The 13,962-nt window shown below is 63.0% G+C and carries 21 protein-coding genes; 18 read left to right on the plus strand and 3 right to left on the minus strand.

The annotated features are described in order from the left end of the window. Window positions 1-173: 173 nt before the first annotated feature. Window positions 174-995, minus strand: coding sequence for a helix-turn-helix domain-containing protein (locus B2Z70_RS09475; RefSeq protein WP_292982776.1), 822 nt, complete (start codon window positions 993-995; stop codon window positions 174-176). Here B2Z70_RS09475 and B2Z70_RS09480 point away from each other — a divergent pair. Both B2Z70_RS09480 and B2Z70_RS09485 read left to right on the plus strand, forming a co-directional pair. Further along, window positions 994-1,224: a hypothetical protein gene (locus B2Z70_RS09480; protein WP_292982778.1), complete on the plus strand. Its 231-nt coding sequence runs from the start codon at window positions 994-996 to the stop codon at window positions 1,222-1,224. The two genes, B2Z70_RS09475 and B2Z70_RS09480, sit on opposite strands and share 2 nt — an antisense overlap. A 45-nt stretch (window positions 1,225-1,269) precedes the next feature. Then, entirely contained in the window at window positions 1,270-1,758 is a 489-nt protein-coding gene (locus B2Z70_RS09485) for a hypothetical protein (RefSeq protein WP_292982780.1), read from the plus strand. On the opposite strand, the gene B2Z70_RS09490 is transcribed toward B2Z70_RS09485, so the two are convergent. Further along, window positions 1,749-1,928 (minus strand): hypothetical protein, encoded by a 180-nt coding sequence (locus tag B2Z70_RS09490; RefSeq protein WP_292982782.1) that lies wholly within the window; start codon window positions 1,926-1,928, stop codon window positions 1,749-1,751. The two genes, B2Z70_RS09485 and B2Z70_RS09490, sit on opposite strands and share 10 nt — an antisense overlap. Before the next feature lie 77 nt (window positions 1,929-2,005). Here B2Z70_RS09490 and B2Z70_RS09495 point away from each other — a divergent pair, with 77 nt between their 5' ends. From B2Z70_RS09495 to nusG, 12 genes are all read left to right on the plus strand, one after another. Beyond that, window positions 2,006-2,473 (plus strand): hypothetical protein, encoded by a 468-nt coding sequence (locus tag B2Z70_RS09495; RefSeq protein WP_292982784.1) that lies wholly within the window; start codon window positions 2,006-2,008, stop codon window positions 2,471-2,473. A 9-nt stretch (window positions 2,474-2,482) separates the two neighbouring features. Continuing rightward, the gene (locus B2Z70_RS09500) at window positions 2,483-2,797 is read left to right on the plus strand and encodes a LexA family protein (RefSeq protein ID WP_292982786.1); all 315 of its coding nucleotides are present in this window, start codon (window positions 2,483-2,485) and stop codon (window positions 2,795-2,797) included. Continuing rightward, window positions 2,797-3,309, plus strand: a complete 513-nt coding sequence (locus B2Z70_RS09505) for a hypothetical protein (RefSeq protein WP_292982788.1) — start codon at window positions 2,797-2,799, stop codon at window positions 3,307-3,309. Before B2Z70_RS09500 ends, B2Z70_RS09505 begins: the two co-directional genes overlap by 1 nt. Next, window positions 3,309-4,382, plus strand: coding sequence for a DNA-methyltransferase (locus tag B2Z70_RS09510; RefSeq protein ID WP_292982790.1), 1,074 nt, complete (start codon window positions 3,309-3,311; stop codon window positions 4,380-4,382). The genes B2Z70_RS09505 and B2Z70_RS09510 overlap by 1 nt, the downstream gene beginning before the upstream one ends. Beyond that, window positions 4,379-4,582, plus strand: a complete 204-nt coding sequence (locus B2Z70_RS09515; protein WP_292982792.1) for a hypothetical protein — start codon at window positions 4,379-4,381, stop codon at window positions 4,580-4,582. Before B2Z70_RS09510 ends, B2Z70_RS09515 begins: the two co-directional genes overlap by 4 nt. Continuing rightward, window positions 4,575-4,763, plus strand: coding sequence for a hypothetical protein (locus B2Z70_RS09520; RefSeq protein ID WP_292982794.1), 189 nt, complete (start codon window positions 4,575-4,577; stop codon window positions 4,761-4,763). The genes B2Z70_RS09515 and B2Z70_RS09520 overlap by 8 nt, the downstream gene beginning before the upstream one ends. Further along, window positions 4,760-5,071, plus strand: a complete 312-nt coding sequence (locus tag B2Z70_RS09525; protein WP_292982796.1) for a hypothetical protein — start codon at window positions 4,760-4,762, stop codon at window positions 5,069-5,071. Before B2Z70_RS09520 ends, B2Z70_RS09525 begins: the two co-directional genes overlap by 4 nt. After that, the gene (locus B2Z70_RS09530) at window positions 5,071-6,546 is read left to right on the plus strand and encodes a replicative DNA helicase (protein WP_292982798.1); all 1,476 of its coding nucleotides are present in this window, start codon (window positions 5,071-5,073) and stop codon (window positions 6,544-6,546) included. The genes B2Z70_RS09525 and B2Z70_RS09530 overlap by 1 nt, the downstream gene beginning before the upstream one ends. Beyond that, the gene (locus tag B2Z70_RS09535; protein WP_292982800.1) at window positions 6,543-7,430 is read left to right on the plus strand and encodes a helix-turn-helix domain-containing protein; all 888 of its coding nucleotides are present in this window, start codon (window positions 6,543-6,545) and stop codon (window positions 7,428-7,430) included. Before B2Z70_RS09530 ends, B2Z70_RS09535 begins: the two co-directional genes overlap by 4 nt. A 205-nt stretch (window positions 7,431-7,635) precedes the next feature. Continuing rightward, window positions 7,636-7,857 carry a hypothetical protein gene (locus tag B2Z70_RS09540; RefSeq protein WP_292982802.1) on the plus strand — a complete coding sequence of 74 codons (222 nt, stop codon included), beginning with the start codon at window positions 7,636-7,638 and terminating at the stop codon, window positions 7,855-7,857. Further along, entirely contained in the window at window positions 7,854-8,447 is a 594-nt protein-coding gene (locus B2Z70_RS09545; protein WP_292982804.1) for a DUF7768 domain-containing protein, read from the plus strand. The genes B2Z70_RS09540 and B2Z70_RS09545 overlap by 4 nt, the downstream gene beginning before the upstream one ends. Continuing rightward, entirely contained in the window at window positions 8,440-9,075 is a 636-nt protein-coding gene (nusG, locus tag B2Z70_RS09550; protein WP_292982806.1) for a transcription termination/antitermination protein NusG, read from the plus strand. The genes B2Z70_RS09545 and nusG overlap by 8 nt, the downstream gene beginning before the upstream one ends. A 461-nt stretch (window positions 9,076-9,536) precedes the next feature. On the opposite strand, the gene B2Z70_RS09555 is transcribed toward nusG, so the two are convergent. Continuing rightward, window positions 9,537-9,731, minus strand: coding sequence for a hypothetical protein (locus B2Z70_RS09555; protein ID WP_292982808.1), 195 nt, complete (start codon window positions 9,729-9,731; stop codon window positions 9,537-9,539). Window positions 9,732-10,319: 588 nt separating this feature from the next. Between B2Z70_RS09555 and B2Z70_RS09560 the strand changes: the two genes are divergently transcribed. The 4 genes from B2Z70_RS09560 to B2Z70_RS09575 all read left to right on the plus strand — a co-directional run bounded on the left by B2Z70_RS09560 (window position 10,320) and on the right by B2Z70_RS09575 (window position 13,962). Further along, window positions 10,320-11,090 carry a hypothetical protein gene (locus tag B2Z70_RS09560; protein WP_292982810.1) on the plus strand — a complete coding sequence of 257 codons (771 nt, stop codon included), beginning with the start codon at window positions 10,320-10,322 and terminating at the stop codon, window positions 11,088-11,090. Between the two features lie 157 nt (window positions 11,091-11,247). Further along, entirely contained in the window at window positions 11,248-11,844 is a 597-nt protein-coding gene (locus tag B2Z70_RS09565; protein WP_292982812.1) for a DUF1441 family protein, read from the plus strand. Window positions 11,845-11,857: 13 nt separating this feature from the next. After that, complete coding sequence (locus B2Z70_RS09570) at window positions 11,858-13,762, plus strand: phage terminase large subunit family protein (RefSeq protein WP_292982814.1); 1,905 nt, start codon at window positions 11,858-11,860, stop codon at window positions 13,760-13,762. Next, window positions 13,759-13,962 (plus strand): phage head-tail joining protein, encoded by a 204-nt coding sequence (locus B2Z70_RS09575; protein ID WP_292982816.1) that lies wholly within the window; start codon window positions 13,759-13,761, stop codon window positions 13,960-13,962. Before B2Z70_RS09570 ends, B2Z70_RS09575 begins: the two co-directional genes overlap by 4 nt.

Raw genomic sequence — 13,962 nt, forward strand, 5'->3', positions numbered from 1 at the left:
CGATATTCCAGCAGAGCGCCGCTAAGAATGGCTCTGTCTATTGTTGACATATAAGGTAACAACCGTGTCGTAAATAGGGCGTGGATGAAATGCGCGTGATGTTGTCGATGTGTCGCATTATCTAGCTTTTCCCCAAATGGGTGAGAAAAGCTTACATATTCCCGCGTTGGCGCCTAGAGCATCACCTCGTACTTGCCGATCATGACCCGGGCGATGCGGGTTTCATCGCCGTCGCGGAGCATGTCATCGGTCAGCGGGATCTTGCCGGCCCATTTGGGGTTGGATGAGCGCGCCTCGAGCGCATAGCCGGCGCGATCGCGCACCAGGGCCTTCAGCGTGGCTTCAACAAGGCCGCCCCGCAGGCGTTCGGCCACAACAATCAGGTCGCGTCCCTTGGCCTCGAACTCCCTGAGCAGGCCTTCCAGGCCGTCAACGGGCAGGGCCATTTCCAACGGCACGGTGTTCACATAGGCGCCCGGCTGAGCGATGAGGTCGCAGCTGTCGCCGCGCACGCGCAGAGCGAGCTGGGCATCCTTGGGGAAGCGGGGGTGCGGGATGAAGGGAATGGATTCCCCGGTATCAAGCATCTCGATTGCCTCTTGCCAAACTCCGGCGGCGATTTCGCCAATGACGGGTATCTCGCCGGAAGAATGCACCTCAATCAATGCTTTACCGTGATCGCGATTATGTTTGACGTCGACGCCTTTAGGCGGCGTCCCCTTGCCGGTTAGCAGCCAAGCCTCATCAGTTCTGAAAGCCTTGGCGTAGCGCACCGCAACCTCATTTTTGAGTCCGCGTCTTCCGCTTTCGTGGGCCCGATAAGTCGTCTCGTTCCAGCCGAAGGCCCTGGCGGCATCGGTTGCGTTAGCATAGCCCGCACATCGGCGTGCTGCCTGTAGGCGCTCGTACATCTCGTTCATGAGACGCTCCGTATCGCATTCGGCGAGACAAAAGGTCTTGTATGTGCGCGAGACGTTTTGTATCGTGGCGCTCATGAAAACCATCTCCGACATTATTGGCCAGTGGCCGGACGGACTGACCACGTTCTGTGATGATGTCCAAGTAAACCCGTTTCGCGCCAAGAAATGGGCGGCCCGGAATTCAATCCCCGGCCCTTACTGGCGCGCTATCGTCACCGCTGCTGAGAAACGCGGCATTGAAGGCGTCACCTATGACGTACTTGCCGAGATAGCTGCTGCTTCCAGCGACAAGGTGCCGGCGTGATGTCGGGCTCATCCTCACTTCCCCTTAATGCGGAGTCCTTCCATCATGACGGACATGACGGATGCCGAGTTCAAGCAGGCCGAGGGCCAGCGCATTCTGGCCGGTCTGGGCGCGATTGCGGCCCTGCCGGGCGCAGGACTTGTGACCGGGACGGGGGCGGGCGCGCCGCTGTTCGCGGCGGCGCTGTGCTGTGTGGCGCTGGCGTATCTGTTCTGGCTGTATACGGACGGGGTGTACGCCCTGTCGGTGCATCTGAAGCGCCGGGCCGCGCTGGGCGCCTGGCGTTCGCGGCTGCTGGCCGTGGGTATCCCGTTTCAGGTGACCACACTGATCATGGCCATTCTGACTGTGCTGTTGACCCTGTGCGGGTTCGCCGGAGAGCGGGCGGACATCGCCTTGCCGATCAGCGTACAGGCCGGCTTCGCGCTGGCGCTGGGCTGGGGCCTCGTATGCGCGGCGCTCGCCTTCTTCGGGCAGGTCGCGCTGGGTCGGCTTCGCCGGGCAGCGCGGATGGCTATCGCCCCTCAAGACTGAGCCTCACTGACAAGCTTGAGGTGCGGGCGGCCCGGCGCCGCCCGGCGGCGCGCGCACTGTGCCGCGTCCATCTCTCGCGCCCGGATCTCGAGCTCGACGGCCTGACGCATCAGGCGGACGCTTTCGGCGCGCAGTTCGCGGGCGCTGGGCTGGGCGGTGTGTCTGGTCATGCGGGCATCATTGCGCGCCGCCTTTCGCCTGTCATCGCACATTCAAATCAGAACACCACGGGAACGGGGAGCGCATCATGATGGACGCCCAGACCGCACGAGACCTGGAACAATGGTTCGCAGGCCAGTTCAAAGCCATGCCCGGCGGCTTCGAGGGTGCGTGCTCCCTCCCTGATTGCCCGATCACCGCCCGCAAGCTGGGGGAAGCCTCGCGCGCTCTGGCGCGGGTCAGCCTAGCTGATGCGTTGTATCTGTGCGCCGCGAAGGGGCGGGCTGATCTGCTGCGCATGCTGGCTGACCAGATCGATGGCGGGGAGAGCGCCACTCAGGCGCTGGCCCGGCTGGCCCGCGCCGCCTTGTACAGCACCGCGCATCTGGCCGAACGGGTGGAGCGCGCCGAAGAGGATGGCGTCTACACCGCCGCAGAAGTTCATGAGCTGCAGCAGGACTCCGCCAAAAACCTGCAATCGGCTGTGGCGGTGAACGAGGCCACCCAGAAGCTGAACCCCGGGCCGGTGACGCGCCAGCGCGCCGTGGCGGAATAGGGGGCTCACATGGCTATGTCCCTGACCCACAAGCAAGCGCGCTGCCTGCTGCTCATCCAGACGTGTATCGAGCAGAACGGGATGGCGCCGTCCTATCGGGAAATGCGTGTCGCCATGGGCATCGCCAATATCAGCGGCGTTGCGGCCCTGATTGAACGCCTCAAGAAGCGAGGGCGCATCAGCACCCGGTTTGGACAAAAGCGCTCTATCGAAGTGCTTGTGCCGCTCACTGCTGCCGAGATCGCTTGCGCCAAGGGCAAACAGTCTTTGCCGGATGCTTTGCGCGCCATGGCCGACCGGCTTGAAGCGCGGGAGGTGGCGTGATGACGGCCCTAACGCTTGACCTCTCCCCCGCCGCCACCAAGCGTCTGAAGGCCATGGAGCAGCGTAACCGCGCCCGCGCGCGCAAGGCCGGTGTGCCGGTGGCCCCGGTGGACTTCATCGCCGTTCTGAAAGCGCAGAACTGGGCGTGCTGCATCTGTGGCGAGGCGATGGACCCTGAACTGATCGTTGAGGGCAAGGTCCATGAAAGCCGCGCCATCAGCCTTGAACATGAGATCCCGATCGGCGTGGGCGGCGGCCATGTGCCGGGCAATGTCTATGGCGCGCACTGCCGCTGCAACCTGAAAAAGGGCAATGAGCGCGATACGGGCGATGCGGCCTGGTGCGTGCGGATGCAGAAGAAGCACGGCCCGGTCGAGAAGATCCTTGTCGCGGCTGGCGAGACGCCCGCCAAGGCGAAGCGCCGGATCGAAAGCCGGGGTTTCCAGAATGGCCGCAACGGCCCCTTCAAGACACCGCTGGGCGGCAAGACCGTGCGGCGGAAGGGGGGGTGATGGCTGTTCGCATTCTGGTTTCTGATGTGATGGACGGGCTCGCCGCGCTGGGAGATGACAGCGTGGATTGCGTCGTGACTTCGCCGCCCTATTGGGGTTTGCGCGATTATGGCGTTGAGGGGCAGTTGGGACTTGAGCCCACGCTTGCCGAGCACATCGCCGCCATGGTGGCCGTGTTTGAAGAGGTGCGCCGGGTTCTGAAGCCCACCGGGACGCTCTGGCTGAACTATGGCGACTGCTACGCCAGCACCCCGAATGGGCGCAGCGCGGCGGACACCAAGGCCGCCGGCACGGATGACCGCACCTTCCGGGACAAACCGTTCTCGACGGTTCAGGGTGTCCTGAAGGCCAAAGACCTGTGCATGATCCCGAACCGCCTCGCCATCGCCCTGCAAGAGGCTGGCTGGTGGGTGCGCAGTGAGATCATCTGGGCAAAGCCGAACCCGATGCCGGAAAGCGTGACGGATCGGCCAGCCGGATCGCATGAGAAGATATTCCTTCTCACCAAATCGCCCCGCTATGCCTATGACGCGGATGCGGTGCGTCAGGGTCTGGCGCAGTCCAGTGTTGAACGTTTCTCACAGGACATTGCCTCGCAGACTGGTTCAGACCGCGCCCATGCGGGCGGCAAGACCAATGGTCGGATGAAGGCGGTGGGCAAGCCGAAAGCCCGAGGCCACGCCCGAGAGCATCAGGGCTTCAAGGACTCCTGGGACCAGATGACCCGCGAAGAGCAGCAGGCCAATGGCCGCAACCTTCGCAATTGGGAACCTGCGCCCGTCGAAGTCTGGCCCATCGCCACCCGTCCTTTCAAGGATGCGCACTTCGCGACTTTCCCGCCTGAACTGGCTGCGCGCTGCATCAAGGCCGGTTGCCCAGCTGACGGTGTGGTCCTGGACCCGTTCGGCGGCGCCGGGACCACGGGACTTGTGGCGGATCAGCTTCGCCGTGACGCCATTCTTGTCGAGTTGAACCCCGAGTACGCCGAGATGGCCGCGCGTCGGATCGAAGACGCCGCGTCCCTGTTGGCGGATGTGCGCCTTGAGCGCCCCAAGCAGGAGGCATGCGCATGACCGATCATTTCGACCCCATGGAAGCCAAGCGCCGCGTCGACAACGCCAGCCGAGGCCACAAGCAGATCATGCTGGGCCGCAATTACGAGCGCTGCCATGACGCCCTGCGCCGCTGGACGAAGCTGAGCCGGTCCCTGGCTGAGCTTCCCGCTCTGGATCGTGCCGCCATGCGGGAGATCGAGAGGGGCGCGCATGGTTAAGCACAACCTGACCACCGCCCAATGGGAGCGGGTTCTTGAGGTCTATCAGGCCTGCCGCGCCCATGGACATGAGTATGCCCAGGCCGTGATCGAGACCCACAAGGCGCTGGGTTACGCCGAGGCCGATGTGCGCGCCGTCATCGAGGATTTTGAATACATCAACGAAGGGAGCGCGGCATGATTGCGAGCGGCGCCCGCAAGATCGACATCGTGACGCGCCATCTGCGCTTCTCTCCGTCCAAGTCCATGGATGAAATCGGCAGGATTGCGGGCGTGTCTCCATCTTATATCTCGCAGATCAATCGAGACCTGAAGATTCGCACCCAGACCAAGGCAGGACCGCGCGCGAACATCAGTGAGATGGAAGCGTTGGCGCTGGCCGATCTTCAGGCCGCCCTTGCGGATTATGAGACACCGAAAGATCGCCAGCTCATGCTGGAAGGATATCGCCGCGCCGCCGTGTCACTTCTGTCAGAGGTGGGCGGCTGATGCTGGATCATGATGATTACAACCCGGCCCATCCCCTGGATGACGACGCCTACGCGCCGCCCAGCAATATTGAAGCGGAGCAGGCTTTTCTGGGTGCGTTGCTGTTTGAGAACGAGGTTTATTGGTCCGTCTCGGCGTTCCTGACCGCTGATGACTTTTACGATCCGCTTCACGGCCGCATCTATGCGGAATGCGCACGGTTGATCGGCGCGGGGAGTCTGGCGGACGCAGTGACGCTGAAAGACCGGTTCGCCAGTGATGAAGGCATCGCTCAGGTGGGCGGCGTCCGGTATCTGGCCGATCTGATGTATGAGCGCGCCGAGGCGCGTTCAGCGCCCGAGTACGCCCGGCAGGTTCATGATCTGGCCAAGCGCCGAGCGCTGATTGCAGCCGGTGAGGGGCTGATCGTATCGGCCCGCCGCCCTGAAGACGATCAGAGCGCCGATGACGTGCTGGAAGCGCATGAGGGCGCCATCTTCGCGCTGGCTGAGAAGACGCCCGCCGCCCGCAAGGGTCCGGTGAGTTTTCTGGATTCGGTGCGCGCCCAGCTGGACCGTGTGGACGCCTCGGTGAAGTCGGGTAAGGGCCTTGCGGGCCTGTCCACGGGGTTGATGGACCTTGATAACCGTCTGGGCGGACTGTGCCGGTCTGACCTGATCATTCTGGCCGGTCGGCCGAGCATGGGCAAAACCGCGCTGGCCACGAACATCGCCTTTAGCCTGGCCCGGAAATTTCACGCCGAGACGGACGCCGAAGGCCGGGAAGTGGTGAAGGCCGGCGGGCGCGTGGCGTTCTTCAGTCTTGAGATGAGCCATGAACAGCTGACAGGCCGTATTCTGGCCGATGTATCTGGCATCAGCACGCATGACCAGCGCCGCGGGCGGTTGAACCGCGATCAGCTGCAAGACCTGCACGAGGCGGGTCGTGAGATCGAGCACGCCCCGCTGTGGATCGATGATCAGGGCGGTCTGGCCATCGGCCAGCTGTGCGCCCGTGCGCGGCGCCTCAAGCGCATGTACGGGCTGGACGTCATCGTGGTTGATTACATCCAGCTGGTGACCTGTGCGGGCTATGCCGGGCAGCGCGTGCAGGAAGTGTCCGCCATCACCCAGGCGCTGAAGGCGTTGGCCAAGGAGCTGGATGTTCCGGTGCTGGCGCTGTCCCAGCTGTCGCGTCAGGTGGAGAACCGGGACGACAAGCGCCCGCAACTGTCGGATTTGCGGGAGTCCGGATCCATCGAGCAGGACGCCGATGTGGTGCTGTTCTGCTATCGCGAGGAATACTACCTCGAGCGGCTGGAACCGAAGATCGGCACCGCTCAGCACGAAGAGTGGGAGCTTCAGATGGCCGACGCCCGCAACCGGGCAGAGGTGATCATTGGAAAGCAGCGCCACGGGCCCATCGGGGTGGTGCCCCTGCACTTTGACGCCAACACCACGAAATTTTCAGATCAAGACCGGAGGGACGGGCAATGAGCTTTGATGCCGTTACCTGGGCCGTGAAGGCCCCATGCCAGTCGGGCAATGAGAAAGCGATCCTGCTGATCATCGCGAACTATGTTGGCGTTGACGGAACCTGCTATCCGGGTCAGGCGACCATCGCCCAACAGGCGTGCTGCAGTGAGAAGACCGTCGAGCGCGCGCTGAAGGCGTTTGAGGAGCGGGGGTGGATCGAACGCACCCCGCGCCGGCGCCGGGACGGCTCGCGCACGTCCGACCTGATCACTCTGTTGCTGGTTCCGCACCCGGAACCCATTGAGAACGCACAACCCGACACCCTGTCGGATAGGCCGGAACCAACCCGACACCCTGTCCAGACCAACCCGACACCCTGTCCAAAGTCACCCGACACCATGACGGGGCTCACTACGTTTGAAGCGCCAGAGGAACCATCAGGGGACACAGGGCGCGCGAAGCCGGGATTGGACCAGAAGGCCTGTGATCTGTTCTGGGAGGCTTACCCGGAAGCGGGACGGGTGAATTTCGCCCGGTCGAGCCTGCCGATCGCGCTGGGTCGCCATGTGGCTCGCCTGAGATCGGTGGAGCGGTTGATCGGCGCGGCCCGGAACTATGCCGCCGCCATCCGCAAGCAGGACACCAAGCCCAAGGCGCTGGGGAACTGGTTGGCCGATCCGGCCCTGGTGGACCAATACGCCCCACCAGAAGCCCCCCAAGGGTCGGATACGCTCACGGACCCTGCCTCCATCAGCGACCGCCAATGGCGCAGCTATGTCGGGTATTTCCACCGCAAGGGCGACTGGGCCGGGCCGGGGCCGCGCCCGGATCGAGACGGCTGCCTCGCGCCGCAGAGCGTGCTGGATGAGTTCGGCTTCGCCAAGCGTGAGGGGGATGCGGCGTGACCTTCGAGCAATTCGCCCAGGCCCATGCTGGCCGGGATTTTCCAACACATGACGCGTTCACCGCTGAAGTGGCCCGCGCTGGGCTGTCAGACGCCGACAGGCAGCGCGCTTACGAGGCGTGGCGTCTCGGGTGGGGCAGGGCTGTTTCGGGCGGTGGTGAGCTGATTTCAGGCCCGCGCGGACGCGTGAAGACATGGAGCTAGGGATGAGCATTGAACTGGAAGCGCTGAAGATGCTGGCGACGAACTATCGCAGCCGGTTGGAGCGCCTGGCGAACATCCGCGAGCCCATGGCGCCTCGGGATATGTCGGGAGTGGAGGCGACAGCTTTCCGCGCTGGGGCCGCTGCCATGCGTGACCAGCTCACCGAAGTCTTTGGCGACATCGCCCGGGATGAAGCGGCTCTGCACAAAGGAGCGAAGGCATGAAGCGCGTGATTATCGAGAGCCCCTATGCGGGCGATTTGGATGCGAACGTGGCCTATGCGCGTGCGTGCCTGAAAGACAGCCTGTTGCGGGGTGAGGCTCCGATTGCCTCGCACCTTCTGTACACCCAACCGGGCGTTCTGAATGACGACAAGCCCGATGAACGCGCGCTGGGCATCGATGCTGGCCATGCGTGGATGAGCGCCGCCGATCTGGTGGTGGTCTATCACGATATGGGCGTGACCGAAGGTATGCAGGCCGGGATTCGCCGGGCGTTTGCCGAGGGCAGGGCCGTGGAATTTCGCAAGCTCGACGGGTGCGTGATGCCCGTGCGCTCCCATATCGTCACCTGCTCGCCTGCAGACCTGCCCGCTGATGACCCCCGGTACGACTGGGCCGGGTTCGCAAGCCAAAGCAAAGCCGCCGTCATGGACAGTCTGGCATTGCCAACCACCATCGTTGACGGCCCCTCTGAAGGCTTCACCACAGCCTGGTCTTGCCCCCTAACTGGCATCCCGTATGCCGATGTGGACAGGCTGCTTAATGGCTGGTCAGAAGGGGTCACCGCCACGGAGGCCGCCCAGAATGGCTAATACCCGAGGCCAACAGCGCGCCGCTGCCCGTCTTCGTCAGCCCAAGCGTCGGCTTTCCATCACGAGCCGCGAAATCGAGCTGTGCGAGTCCCTGATCTGGTTTGTGCTGGCCACGAAGCCGCAATGTGAAATCCGCGCCGAGAAGGTGATTGCGGAGATGATTCCGGGCGTGTTCGTGTTCACCCCTCGCAGCACGCGCACCATCAAGAAGCCCCGCCATCGCAAGGGTGAGCGGCCCTATCGTGAAATCGAGGTCAGCGCTTATCCGCGGTATCTGTTCATCGGTGTTCCCGAGGTGTGGGGAGGGCTGCCCTGGCACGCGTTGGCCCCTGTGAGCTTCCTGACGGGCTATATCGCTGATCCGTTCGGAAATCCCTATCGCTTGCGGTCCAAGGCCGTGGAGACGGTCATGCGCGCCAGCACGACACCCCTGTTCAAGGGCCGGGACCGCGAAGAAGAAGAGGCTGCCTTCTGCGAGGTGTTCTACCCCTCTGAAATGACGATGGGCGTTGGCGCGCTGTCTTCGTTCTCAGGCCAGATCATCGCCACCCGCGGCGGGTATGCCGAGTTCGACACACAGAGCGGCCCGCTCAAGATCCCGTTCGAGATGCTGCAGGCGTGTGCGTGATGGCTTTAACCTTGACAGAGGGCATGGGCTTTGCCCATGATGCGCGATGTAAGGGGCAGCGGCCGCCGCATGACGGAGGGGCCGGGCCTACGGGCAGAGACGCCTGATAGGGTCAATGTGTCCTGAGTTTCCCAAGATGCGCTGCGTTCACTTTGTCGGCTTCCGGGGTGAAGAATACTGGTCTGCGGTCAGAGCATTCGGCCCACCGGATTACATTCACCGGGGCTGGGACAAGCGGGCGCGCCGAGAGATAGATTTTGCGGTGGATTTGATCGTATTCGCGACCGGGCCACACGATCAGGCCCCAAGGGTCTACAGCTATGACGACATAGACCGCGCCCTGACCACCTGACTGGCGCGCGGGAACGAGGCAAAGTCGGCTGGTTGCGGTTCCCATGCCGTCTCACGCACTAAACCGCACAGCCCCGCTCGCTTCGGCAGGCGGGGCTTTCTCTTATCGGTCAGGTGGTCTCTGGCGCTTTCCACGGTGGAAGGCCATAGGCCAGCGCCGCACAGGCCAGCCCGATGTGATAGGGTGCGCCTTCGTCCTTGTACTTCTTGATGCTGTTGCGAGACATGCCGCCCAGGGCGCGCGCCGCCTGAGCATCCTTGAAGCCCATATGATCTAGCCAGGCTGTGAAGTCTTTGCCGGTCATGCTGATCTCCGCTATAAGGAGGGAAGGCAGCCCCGGTTTGGACCCGGAGCCGCCCTCCTTCTTACCTGCGGCTGGTGACGTACAGGGCGGCCAACCCGATCACCAGTTCGCAGGCTTGAAGGATGAGAAGCGAGACTTCAAAGATCGTCATCGTTCTCTCCTTCTGCGCTTCCGGGGTGCACGATTGCCTCCCGCTCTGCGCATGATCAATATGCTCAAAAATGAGCAGATAAGCAAGCATAAATGCGCATAAATGAGCACTTTTCTGCGTCAAGTGGGAAGGGTGTTTGATGCGCTTTGCCAATCTCAATCACGGAGGCGAACATGACCACTTGCTCTGCATGCAGGCATTGGAGCCAGACCGGGGCCGGGAATGCCCAAAAGGTCGGTGAGTGCCGCCGCTCGGCTCCGTCGCCGTCCACAACGGGCGGCCCGGATCACCAAGCCGCATGGCCGAAAACCCTTGAGCTTGATAGTTGCGGGGAGTTTACGGCGCGTAAGGTTGAGGCCATTGAAAAGCGCGCCGAAGAGCTGCGCACGCCTCGGCGGGTCACCAAAGGCGGGACTGGCCGTCGCAAGCGTTAGACCATGGCCCGCGCAGGGTTTGACATCAGGACCAATGTCAGGGAGTTCAAACGGGGTCTGAACCGGGTAGAGCGGCAACAGCTGCCCTTCGCCACCTTCCTGGCTGTGAACAAGACGGCGACTGACGCTGTAGTTCATAATCAGCGTCAGATGCAGCGCTATATCGACCGGCCCAAGCCGTTCACCATCCGAGGCGTCTATGCCCGGAAGGGGCGATACATGCGCGGTCGGCGTCGGCGCGGTATGGGTGAGGCCATCGCTGAGGCCTCGCTGATGTGGCGTGAGTTTGCTGGCAAAGGCGTTGCAGCAAAGAAGTACCTTCGGCCTATCGTCTATGGCCAGCCGCGCCGGGCCAAGCGTCACGAGATCGCCTTGCGACGGCGTGGCTTCCTCGGACCGAATAGCTTTCTAGCTCCTGCGCCCGGGCAGAGGTTGAACCAGTATGGCAACCTGACCGGCTCACGGTATGTCCAGATATTGAGCGCGCTCGGATCATTTCAGGAGAACGGGTACGTCGCCAATCGCACGGCTCGTTCTGCCGCCCGCAATCAACGCCGCAAGAACTACTTCTACGCCAAGCAGGGCGGGGCTCTTCACCCTGGCGTGTACGAGCGCGCACGCTCGGGCAAGATCAAACCTGTCCTGATCGAGATCAACCAGCCCCGCTATGAGCGGCGCTACGACTTCTTCGGGATATCTGATCAGTTCGTTGCCCGGATGCTGCCCATCAACCTGCGCCTGTCCATGCGCCGCGCGATCCAGACCGCAAGGTAGGGTGTGGCCTGAGCGCCACAGCCGCAGCTACCCCACCCCCACCCGGCTAGGTTCTTCCAAGGGGTAGGGGGATCGTGGGTAAGTTCGATCCCCGTTTTGTCTCTAGCCATAAGGTTTTCAGGCCGGGCTTTCTTCTTTTTCGAGTGAGGATGCGGCGGTGGCGAGAACCTATTCAGGGCTAGAGGTCAATCGCTCAAAGCTCGCTGAAATCTTTGGTGTTTCCGTTGACACGGTTTCCGCGTGGGTAAAGCGCGGCTGTCCGGCTTTGGAGCGTGGCCGGAAAGGAGTTGAGTGGAAGTTCAACACCGCTTCGGTCTCGGGTTGGCTGGTGGAGCAAGCTCAGGAGCCTTCACCGCCTGAAGGTGACGCGCGTCCCGCGCCGAACTTCGACAAAGAGCGCGCCCGTCGAGAGCAAATTGACGCTGACCTTGCGGAGCTCAAGCTGCGCCGGGAGCGCGGCGAGCTCATCGAGCTTGAGACGATCCTGTCTGCGGTGCGGTCCGAGTATGCGGTTGTGCGGACCCGGTTCGGTTCCCTGCCGGGCCGCCTCGCCGCCCAGATCGACCCGACCCGCGCCATTGAGCTTCAGCCGATCATAGCCGACCAGGTGGATGACATTCTCCGGGAGTTAAGCGTGGATGACGATCTCGCCGCCCAACTTGACGGCGATGGCGAGGGCTGTGACGGCGCTGCGGACGATACGCCGCTCGACGCTGAAGCCGACGCCTCGCCGGAATCTGATCGAGTGGGCTGACGAGTTCCGCCGCTTGAGTGCGCGCGCCGCCGCCCAGCCGGGACGCTGGCGCACGGCCACAGTTCCCATGGCGCTCGGGCCGACCGCCGCCGTAACAGATCCGCGCGTGCGCTTTGTGTCGGTCATGGCTCCGACGCAGGAATTCAAGACGGAGCTGATCAATAACGCCGCCGGGTATTACGCCCATCAGGACGCCTCACCGATCTTGCTAGTCCTGCCCACGGTGAACCTGGCCGAATCCTACACCAAGGATCGTCTGGACCCGCTTGTTGACGAGACGCCGGCGCTTGCCGCCATCGCGCCGCCGAAGAAGTCGCGTTCACCCGATCGCACGCTCGACCGTCTGGCTTTTGAGACGGGCGCGGTGATCGACATCGTGGGCGCCAACAGCCCGACTGATCTGGCCTCGCGTCCCAAGCGCATCGTCCTGGCTGACGAAATTGACAAATACCCGCCGAGCGCAGGCAAGGAGGGTGACCCGCTCGCTCTCGCTGAAGAGCGCCAGTCCACCTTCTGGAACGCCAAGTCAATCCGGGCTTGCTCTCCCACCCAGAAGGGCTTCTCGCGGATCGGGCGGGAGTATGAAATGAGCGATCAGCGCAGGCTATTCGTGAAGTGTCCGCACTGTGACGAGGCGCAACCGCTGACCTTTGACCGGGTTCGATGGGACAAGGACGAAAACGGGCAGCACATGCCCGAGACTGCGGGTGTGGTCTGCAAAGGCTGCGGCACGATCTGGACGGAGGCCGAGCGCCGCAAAGCCATTCAGGCGGTCGCGCTTGAGCCTGATTTCGGCTGGCGTCAGACCAAGCCCTTTCGCTGCTGCGGTGAAGACCACAAGCCGCTGAACTGGACCGACGGCGGGCACTGGAATGAACACGGTGAGGCCTGCTGTCCGAAGTGCTCAAAACCCGGCGTGCCGGTGCGGCATGCAGGTTTCAACGCCTCGAAGCTCTATTCGCTGACGCAAAGCCTTGAGCAGACGGTGCGAAAGTTCCTGTCGTCCAAAGATGACCTGTCGCTTTTGCAGGTGTTCACGAACACCCAGCTTGCAGAGCTCTGGGAGGAAAGCGGCACGGCGGTTGATCCTGAAAGCCTGTTGGCGCGCCGCGAAGCCTACGGCCCAGACAATATCCCGTCTGGCGCTCTGGTGCTGACGGCGGGCGTGGACGTCCAGGACAACCGGCTTGAATGCGAGATTGTGGGCTGGGGCGCGGGCCGTGAGAATTGGGGAGTAGAGTATCACGTCATCCATGGCGATCCTTCTCAAGATCAGGTCTGGCATGAGCTCGATCAGATTCTGTTGCGCAGCTACCGCCGCGATGACGGCGCCCTGATGCGCATTCAGGCGGCGTGCATCGACTCCGGCGGTCACCATACCGAGCGCGTCTATGCGTTCACAAAGCCGCGCTTTGGTCGCCGTGTTTATGCGATCAAGGGTGATGGCGGCCCGGCAAAGCCGATATGGCCCAAGCGGGCGTCCAAGTCCAAGACCCGGCAAGTTCTCTTCATGGTCGGCACGAATGCCGCCTCTGACCAGATTTACGGCGATCTAAGGGTCAAGCGTCCTGGCGCAGGGTATTGCCACTTCGCCGCGAATTACGATCAGGCGTGGTTCACTCAGCTACTCGCCGAGCGTCTGGTTCGCAAGCGCGTCAACGGGCAGGACGTGCGTGTTTATGAGTGCCCGAAGGGGACGCGGAATGAAGCCCATGACTGCCGCCGTTATGCGCTCGCTGCTCTTCACGCCTTGCCTCGGCAACTGCCCCCTGGATCGATCCCCGTTTCAGAGCCCCAGCCGACGCAGGAAGCGCCGGAAGTCGAACAGGCGCCTCAGCCCGCGCCGGCCAAGGCGCCCGTAAAACGCAAGTCCCGCCCCCGGCGCGGGCTCAACACCACCGGCAGGAGCTGGCTATGAGCACTCGCTATTCGCAAGCCGATCTTGACGCTCTCAACGCCGCCATCGCCACCGGCGCCAAAAGCGTCAGCTATAACGGCCAGCGCGTGGACTATCGCGACCTTGCCGAGATGAAGTCGGTCCGGGATGAGATGGAGCGTGAACTTGGCGTGGTCAAAACCAAGCGCCGCTCGCGCGCCGTTTTTGCTCGGGGGCTGTAG

Origin of the sequence: Oceanicaulis sp. UBA6590 (genome assembly GCF_002433705.1) — a bacterium.
GTDB lineage: Bacteria > Pseudomonadota > Alphaproteobacteria > Caulobacterales > Maricaulaceae > Oceanicaulis.